The organism is Aestuariivirga sp. (assembly GCF_037139295.1).
In the GTDB taxonomy this organism is placed as follows: domain Bacteria; phylum Pseudomonadota; class Alphaproteobacteria; order Rhizobiales; family Aestuariivirgaceae; genus Aestuariivirga.
In genome coordinates, this window is the sequence record NZ_JBAXGR010000127.1 from 1 (window position 1) to 7,913 (window position 7,913).

Here is a 7,913-nt window from a genome sequence, read left to right on the forward strand (position 1 = left end):
GCGGCTGCTACGGCCTGGCCGGCGTCTTCATCAGCGCGCAGACGGGCAGCGGCGATCCCCTCGTCGGCAATCCGCTGCTGCTGTCGATGTTCGCGGCCGTGGTGGTGGGCGGCACCAGGCTCGGCGGCGGGCGTGGCGGGCCCTTTGGCAGCGCCATCGGCGCCTATATCCTCATCATCGTCGTCAACATCCTGCTCGTCCTCAATGTCTCGGCCTATTACTCGACCATCGCGGAGGGCACGATCCTGATCCTCGCGGTGCTCGCGGGCTCGCTGTCGCGGAACTCGACGCTGGCGCGGCAGCTGCGCATCATCGGCACCAGGCTGTCGGCTCGGCGCGCCGGAACGCTGGTCAGCCAGCGCGCCGGGGGCGACACGCGCCTCATGCTCGCCGCCAGCGCCGGCCAGCCGGCGGCGGGCGCACGGCCCGGCTTCTTCAAGCGCAACTCCGATGTGCTGCGCTACGCCCTTCCCGCCTATCTGTGCCTCGTGCTCGTCGTCGCGGTCACACAGCTGTGGCTCGGCGGTGCACTTCTGAACACCGGCTACTGGAACTCGCTCGTCGTATTGTCGAGCTTCCTCGCCATCCTCGCCCTGGGCCAGGGCACGGTGATCCTCACCGGCGGCCTCGATCTTTCGGTGCCATGGACCATCGGTCTCTGCGGCATCCTTCTCGCGGGCATGGTCAAGGGTTCGGACGCGGCCCTCATCTATGCGCTTCCGGCGGTGCTGCTGCTGGCCTGCGTCATCGGGCTGCTGAACGGGCTGGGCATCGTCTTCCTCGGCCTATCGCCCATCGTCATGACGCTCGCCACCAATGGCCTACTGCAAGGCGTGGCGCTTCTCTATTCCAACGGCACGCCGGACGGCTTCTCCTCGCCCATGCTGCGTTGGTTCATGACGGGCAAGATCGGGCCCGTGGCGCCGGTCGTCATCTTCATGGTGCTGTTCGTCATCGCAGCGGTGACGCTTCTCGGCCGCACGCCCTTCGGGCGGCGCGTCTACGGCATCGGCAATGGGCTGCGCGCGGCGGAACTCTCCGGCATTCCGGTCGGGCGCACGCTGGTCCTCGTCTATGTGCTGTCAGCCATCTGCTCGGCGCTCGTCGGCATCTTGCTCACCGGCTTCTCGGGCCAGGCGAGCCTCGGCATGGGAGACGACTATCTCCTGCCGTCGATCGCGGTCGTCGTGGTGGGCGGAGCGCTCATCACCGGGGGGCGCGGCCATTATCTTGGCATGCTGGGCGGCGTGCTGCTGCTCACCGCCCTACAGACATTCCTTGCAGGCACCACGCTGCCCTATGCCACCCGCGCGATCCTTTTCGGCCTGGTGGTGCTGGGTGCCGTGATCGCGCTGCGCGACCGGAAGAGTTAGGAGCTACACATGGGTCACACCGTTCCGGCCTCGGCGGCCGATTTTCTCCGCGGCCTGTCAGGCCAGCGCGTGCTGGTCACGGCGGGTGCCTCCGGCATCGGCTTCGCCATCGCAAGCACGCTGTCGGCACTCGGAGCCCGGATCGCCATCTGCGACATCTCGGATGAGGCCATCACCTCCGCCAGGACGCAGCTGCCGGGCATCGCCGCCTGCAAGGCGGATGTGTCGGTCGATGCCGATGTCGACGCGCTCTTCGCCATGGTGCAGCGCGAGCTTGGCGGGCTCGACGCGCTGATCAACAATGCCGGCATCGCCGGGCCCACCGGCGGCGTCGACGAGATCAGCCCCACTGACTGGCGGCGCTGCATCGACATCTGCCTCACCGGCCAGTTCCTCTGTGCGAGACTGGGGGTTCCGATGCTGAAGGCCTCGGGCGGCGGGTCGATCGTCAACATGTCGTCGGCCGCGGGCCGCCACGGCTATGCGTTCCGCACGCCCTATTCCTCTGCCAAGTTCGCCGTCGTGGGCTTCACCCAGAGCCTCGCCAAGGAGCTGGGGCCATCGAACATCCGCGTCAACGCGATCCTGCCGGGCATCGTCGAAGGCCCGCGAATGCACAACGTCATCGCCGACCGTGCCGCCCAGCTGGGCTTGAGCCATGAGGCGATGGAGGAGCGCTACCTCGAGAAGGTCTCGCTCCGCCGCATGGTCAGCCCCTATGATGTGGCGGACATGGTCGCCTTCCTGCTGTCGGCGGCGGGCGCCAGCATATCGGGACAATCCCTTGGAGTTGATGGAAATGTCGAAACCCTCTGAAACCGCCATCGTCGGCTCCGGCTTCATCGGCCGGGCCTGGGCGATCAGCTTCGCGCGGGCGGGCGCAAACGTCAGGCTGTGGGACCAGGCGGAGGGTGCTGCCCGCAAGGCCGTGGACTACATCACCGGCGTGCTGGACGACCTCGCCGCCAACGACCTCTTGAACGGCCAGAGCACCGGCACCGTGCTCTCCCGCATCGCCCCCTGCGAGACGCTGGAGGAGGCGCTCGCCGTGGCCTCCCACGTGCAGGAGAACACGCCGGAGGATCTCGCCACCAAGATCAAGGTGTTCGAGCGGCTCGACGCGGTGGCGTGTCCCGATGCGGTTCTCGCTAGTTCCACCTCCGCCCTGCTGCCCTCGAAATTCACCGAAGGGCTGAAGGGACGCGGCCGCTGCATCGTGGTGCACCCGATCAACCCGCCCTATCTGATCCCCGCGGCTGAAGTCGTCCCCGCCCCGTGGACAACGCCCGAGACGGTGGAGCGCACGCGCCAGTTCCTCGTCTCAGCAGGGCACGCCCCGCTGGTGATGAAGAAGGAGCTCGACGGTTTCATCATGAACCGCATGCAGGGTGCCCTCCTCGAGGAGGCATTCCGGCTGGTGGCGGATGGCTATGCGAGTGTCGAGGATGTCGACACCGGCATCCGTGACGGGCTGGCGCTGCGCTGGTCCTTCATGGGACCCTTCGAGACCATCGACCTCAACGCGCCGGGCGGCGTGCGCGACTATGCCGAGCGCTACCAGCGGATCTACGAGAACCTCTTCCCCCAGATGCTGCGCCGCGTCGACTGGACGGGCGCCGTCATGGAGGAGGTCGAGAAGGACCGCCGCAAGAAAGTCCCCGCCGACAAGCTGCAGGAGCGCCAGGTCTGGCGTGACCGCCGGCTCATGGCCCTTGCGGCCCACAAGAAGAAAGCATTGAAGGAGATCGGATCATGACGGCCATCAAGGGCAAGGTCATCATCACTTGCGCCGTGACGGGTGCCATCCACACGCCCACCATGTCGCCCTACCTGCCCATCACGCCCGACGAGATCGCGCGCGAGGCGATCGCCGCGGCGGACGCCGGTGCCGCCATCCTGCACCTCCACGCGCGCGATCCGGAGACCGGCAAGCCCGACCAGACGCCCGAGGCCTTCGCGCGCTTCTTGCCGCGCATCAAGCAGGGTACGAAGGCTGCGATCAACATCACCACCGGCGGCAGCCCCTACATGAAGGTCGAGGAGCGCGTGAAGCCCGCCGCCACCTTCAAGCCGGAAGTGGCCTCGCTCAACATGGGCTCCATCAACTTCGGGCTCTACCACCTGCTCGACAAGTACAAGACCTTCAAGTTCGACTGGGAGAAGACCCACCTCGAAGCCACGCGCGACCTCGTGTTCCGCAACAGCTTCAAGGACATCGAGTATATCCTGCAGACCTGCTACGACAACGGCACGCGCTTCGAGTTCGAATGCTACGACATCGCGCATCTCTACAACCTCGCGCATTTCGCCGACCGTGGCTTCGTCAAGCCGCCCTTCTTCGTGCAGTCGGTCTTCGGCCTCCTGGGCGGCATCGGCAGCCACCCGGAGGACGTCGCCCACATGAAGCGCACGGCTGACCGGCTGTTCGGCGACAAGTTCCGCTGGTCGGTGCTGGGTGCGGGTGCAGCACAGCTTCGCGTCGCCGCGCAGTCCGCCGCACTCGGCGGCAATATTCGCGTGGGCCTCGAGGACAGCCTGTGGGCCGGCAAGGGCAAGCTCGCCAAGTCCAACGCCGAGCAGGTCCTGCTCGCCCGCAAGATCATCGAGGGCCTCGGCATGGAGGTCGCGACCCCCGACGAGGCCCGCCAGATCCTTGAACTGAAGGGCGGCGACCAGGTCGCCTTCTGAGAGGACACGCCATGCTGCGCATCGACGTCTTCAGCGAAGACCGCAACACCCTGGGCGAAGGCCCGCTGTGGGACGTTGCCGAACAGCGCCTCTACTGGATCGATTCCTATGGGCCCGCCGTCTTCTCCTGCGATGCGCGCGGCGGCGACCGCAAGAGCTGGCGCCTGCCCGAACCCGTGGGCTCCATCGCGCTGCGCGAAAAGGGCGGCGCCATCGTCTCGCTGCGCTCCGGCTTCCACGCGCTCGACTTCAAAACGGGTGAGGTGACGCTGATCGCCGAGACCCAGCCCGGCCAGGTCACCGCACGCATGAATGACGGTAAAGTGGATCGCCAGGGCCGTTTCGTCGCGGGCTCCATGGACTTCGAGGAGACGAACCCCGTCGGCAAGCTGTTCCGGCTCGATCCCGATCTCTCGGTGCATGAGCTCGACCACGGCATCATCTGCTCCAACGGTCCATGCTGGAGCCTCGACGGCCGCACGCTCTATTTCGCCGACACGGGGCGGAAGGTTATCTACGCATATGACTACGACACGGCGAGCGGCGTCGTGCGCTCACGCCGGGTCTTCACCAGCTTCGAGAACCAGCGCGGACTACCCGACGGCGCCACTGTCGACGAAGAGGGCTATGTGTGGAACTGCGAGGTCTATTCTGGCCGACTGATCCGCTTCGATCCCAACGGCGTGGTTGACAGGATCGTCGGCCTGCCCGTCAGTTCCACAACGAGCCTGATCTTCGGCGGCCCCAATCTCGACATCGCCTATGTGACGTCAATGGCGCGGCCTTACCGCAATGCCTACCACAAGGAGGCGGAAGCCGGCGCCGTCTTCGCCATCCACGGGCTCGGCGTTCGCGGCGTTCCCGAGCTACGCTTCAAAGGATAAAACGGAGGATACCATGAAGATCGAAGTTCTGGTCGATGTGAAGACGACGCTCGGCGAAGGCCCCCTATGGGACGTAGAGCAGCAGCGGCTCTACTGGATCGACGCCACCGGCATGCGCGTGTTCCGCACAACCGCCCAGGGAACCGAGATCCGCGCTTGGGACGTGCCTTCCCGCGTCGGCTCGATCGCCATCCGCAAGGACGGCAAGGGTGCGATCTGCTCGCTCGCCAAGGGCTTCCACGCGCTCGACTTCGCCACCGGCGAGTGCCCGCTCACCGCGGAGATCGAGCCCGGCCAGCCCAACAACTGGATCAATGACGGCAAGGTGGATCGCCGCGGCCGCTTCTTCGCCGGCACGATGGACAGCCAGGAGTCAGGCCCCAACGGCGCGCTCTACCGGCTCGACCCGGACTTCAAGGTCACCAAGGTCGAGAGCGGCATCATCGTCTCCAACGGCCCGTGCTGGAGCCCGGACGACCGCATCTTCTATTTCGCCGATTCATGGTCGGGCGAGATCTGGGCCTATGACTATGACATCAAGAGCGGCACGCTGTCGAATCGCCGCACCTTCGTCAAGCTCGACACCTCGCGCGGCGGTGCGGCGGACGGCTCGACGGTCGATGCCGAGGGCTGCCTGTGGAATGCCCAGGTCTATGACAGTAAGCTCATCCGCTACACGCCCGACGGCAAGGTCGACCGGGTGATCGAGATGCCGGTGAAGAAGGTAACGAGCGTGATGTTCGGCGGACCGAACATGGACGTGCTCTACGTAACTTCCATGGCCAAGCCGCCGCTACCCCGCTTCCCGGGCGATGGCGTTCTGCGCGGCAGCCTGTTCGCGATCACCGGCCTCGGGATCAAGGGTGTGCCCGAACCGCGCTTCGGCTCTTAGCCTACATCCGCATTGAATAGTCGCGCGTCTACGAATGCTCGATTGAAAGCTGGTCAGTCGAGAGGTTGGTCAAGTTGTGATGGCCCTACCATTCGACCGGATCATCAAAAGGTCACCAGCATTCAACGCCAGATCGCGTATCTCGCCATCAGTGAGCGGTCCGAACTTGATGTCAACTAGTGAGACGATTCCATCGGATACATTTGGAATACGAAGCACGGGAACGCCGGGCGCCGCATACTCGCACTTGGTCGACGTGCCATACCGCATCGACAGGGCAATCTCGTCGATGTTTGTCCAAAGCCAACCTACCGGCAAAGGTGTATCCGTCCGCAGATTGGAAACATCGGTCTCGCCATTTCGGCGGGCCTTCTTCACGGATTGAGGCTCTGTTCGCTCCTTCGCGATTCGCTTGAGCAGTTCCGACGCTGGTTCGTCGTTCGGGTCGTGCGGCACGAGCTTGCCGCGCACGGCCAGGTTGAGGATAGTTTGGCGGAGGCGCTTGATCTGATCGGGGCGCGTGGTGAGGGCGGGCAGCGCGTCTTGGGCGAAGCGGGCGTCATTCTGAAAGGTCTCGGCATCGGGCGCGTTGAGGCGGGCAAGGCTCGCCGCCGTCAGACGGTCGCGCACGGCCTCGCGGGCCGCCCGCGCCGCCTCCAGCCGATCGCACAGGCCCATCAACTCATCGACCTTGGCAACGATGCGGTGTTGCTCGGCAAGCGGTGGGAGCGGGAAAATCTTGTCCAGCGTCTCCTTCACCTTAATGAATGGTTGAGCGCCACCGCTCCGCACCCAAAACGCTTCGTTGTTTAAGTGAAGCATCGCGAAGGTCGGAACTGTGACTGCTTCCAGTAGCCAAACGATATGCGTGTTTGCCACCGCACTCCATTTTCCTGTCGCAAGGAATGCCTTGCCGCATCGAGCACCTACAGCTGACAGAATTATTGCGTCGCCTTCGTGTTCCCAGCCATCGAGCCACACATCTTGCCCGGCTGCCGAATAGCCCGGAAACAATCCGTCGGCTGCTTCAGAGTGGAGCGTGCCCTTAATGAGCTTAGAATTTCCGCTCCGCGTTGGAAATATCTCGAAACCTTGGACCGCTGCCCACCCCTTCGGCAGATCTGCTTCATCAAAAGAGGGTTCGCTTCTGCTCGCCGAGCCTCGCCGACGACCACCAATTTCTAGCCGCGTCTTCTCCTTCGCGATCCGCTTCAGCAGTTCCGATGCCGGTTCGTCGCTTGCCTCCTGCGGCACTAGCTTGCCGCGCACGGCCAGATCGAGAATGAAGCGGCGCAGCCGCACAATGGCGTCGGGCGAATCGGCGATCTGCTCGTAGTGCTGCAACAGGCGTTCAGCGCTCATCGGGCGAGCGCCTCGGCGAGAATCGCCTTCAACTGGTCGCGCAAGTCTGCCGTCTCGACTTCGGCGCGGGCAAGATCTGCCAGCAGCGTTTTCGGATCGCCATGATCGTCAACAACGCTATGCGGGTTCTTGATGTCGAGATTGTAGCCGCGCGCCTTCACCTCTTCGGCGCTCAGCTTCCACGCCTGCGGCGTCTCCTCGCGGCCTTGGCGCGCCTTGCCACCCCACCAGTCGATGCACTCTTGAAAATGCTCCAGCCGGATCGGCTTGGTCATCGAATAGGCTTTCTGGCCTTCGGGCACGCGGTGCTCGTAGAACCAGATGTCTTTCGTAGGCGCGCCCTTCTCGAAGAACAGGAGGTTGGTGCCGATCGAAGCGTAGGGCTTGAATACGGAGTTGGGCAGGCGGACGATGGTGTGGAGGTTGCACTCCTCCATCAGATGTTCCTTCAGCCGCGTCTTGACGCCCTCGCCGAACAGCGTGCCATCAGGTAGCACCACGGCGGCGCGGCCAACCGTCAGGATGCGGGACCCGCCCCCTATCTCGACTATCGACCCGTGAAGCCAGAAGAGACGGAAGCGGCTCGCAATCTGCTGGAAGCGCCGTGGCTGAAGGCCGACCTCGAAAGGCAAGCGCTGGGCTTTGCCATCGCTCATCTGGTGCCGGAACACTTGCAGGGCGTGCGAGACCTTCGCCTTGTCAAGATCGACCGGG

8 protein-coding genes are annotated in these 7,913 nt (G+C 64.7%); 6 read left to right on the forward strand and 2 right to left on the reverse strand.

Annotated elements, in window-relative coordinates; translation table 11 throughout:
• The 6 genes from WCJ41_RS18860 to WCJ41_RS18885 form a co-directional block, all read left to right on the forward strand.
• The coding region (locus tag WCJ41_RS18860; protein ID WP_336907383.1) for an ABC transporter permease at window positions 1-1,373 on the forward strand (1,373 nt) is incomplete at its 5' end.
• Window positions 1,374-1,382: 9 nt separating this feature from the next.
• On the forward strand, window positions 1,383-2,189 hold the full coding sequence (locus tag WCJ41_RS18865) for an SDR family oxidoreductase (RefSeq protein ID WP_336907384.1): 807 nt from the start codon (window positions 1,383-1,385) through the stop codon (window positions 2,187-2,189).
• A complete protein-coding gene (locus tag WCJ41_RS18870) occupies window positions 2,173-3,129 on the forward strand; it encodes a 3-hydroxyacyl-CoA dehydrogenase (RefSeq protein WP_336907385.1) in 957 nt (318 codons plus the stop codon). Before WCJ41_RS18865 ends, WCJ41_RS18870 begins: the two co-directional genes overlap by 17 nt.
• A complete protein-coding gene (locus tag WCJ41_RS18875) occupies window positions 3,126-4,061 on the forward strand; it encodes a 3-keto-5-aminohexanoate cleavage protein (RefSeq protein WP_336907386.1) in 936 nt (311 codons plus the stop codon). The genes WCJ41_RS18870 and WCJ41_RS18875 overlap by 4 nt, the downstream gene beginning before the upstream one ends.
• An 11-nt stretch (window positions 4,062-4,072) precedes the next feature.
• Window positions 4,073-4,945, forward strand: coding sequence for an SMP-30/gluconolactonase/LRE family protein (locus tag WCJ41_RS18880; RefSeq protein WP_336907387.1), 873 nt, complete (start codon window positions 4,073-4,075; stop codon window positions 4,943-4,945).
• A gap of 13 nt (window positions 4,946-4,958) precedes the next feature.
• On the forward strand, window positions 4,959-5,837 hold the full coding sequence (locus WCJ41_RS18885; RefSeq protein ID WP_336907388.1) for an SMP-30/gluconolactonase/LRE family protein: 879 nt from the start codon (window positions 4,959-4,961) through the stop codon (window positions 5,835-5,837).
• A 69-nt stretch (window positions 5,838-5,906) separates the two neighbouring features.
• Here WCJ41_RS18885 and WCJ41_RS18890 read toward each other — a convergent pair whose 3' ends face one another.
• Together WCJ41_RS18890 and WCJ41_RS18895 are read right to left on the reverse strand one after the other, a co-directional pair.
• The gene (locus tag WCJ41_RS18890; protein WP_336907389.1) at window positions 5,907-7,199 is read right to left on the reverse strand and encodes a restriction endonuclease subunit S; all 1,293 of its coding nucleotides are present in this window, start codon (window positions 7,197-7,199) and stop codon (window positions 5,907-5,909) included.
• The coding region (locus tag WCJ41_RS18895; RefSeq protein WP_336907390.1) for an N-6 DNA methylase at window positions 7,196-7,913 on the reverse strand (718 nt) is incomplete at its 5' end. The genes WCJ41_RS18895 and WCJ41_RS18890, both read right to left, overlap by 4 nt.

Excerpts from the sequence above, each read along its gene's own strand:
- WCJ41_RS18865 (WP_336907384.1), top strand. The coding sequence starts at position 1,383 with ATGGGTCACACCGTTCCGGCCTCGGCGGCCGATTTTCTCCGCGGCCTG.
- WCJ41_RS18870 (WP_336907385.1), top strand. The coding sequence starts at position 2,173 with ATGTCGAAACCCTCTGAAACCGCCATCGTCGGCTCCGGCTTCATCGGC.
- WCJ41_RS18875 (WP_336907386.1), top strand. The coding sequence starts at position 3,126 with ATGACGGCCATCAAGGGCAAGGTCATCATCACTTGCGCCGTGACGGGT.
- WCJ41_RS18880 (WP_336907387.1), top strand. The coding sequence starts at position 4,073 with ATGCTGCGCATCGACGTCTTCAGCGAAGACCGCAACACCCTGGGCGAA.
- WCJ41_RS18885 (WP_336907388.1), top strand. The coding sequence starts at position 4,959 with ATGAAGATCGAAGTTCTGGTCGATGTGAAGACGACGCTCGGCGAAGGC.
- WCJ41_RS18890 (WP_336907389.1), bottom strand. The coding sequence starts at position 7,199 with ATGAGCGCTGAACGCCTGTTGCAGCACTACGAGCAGATCGCCGATTCG.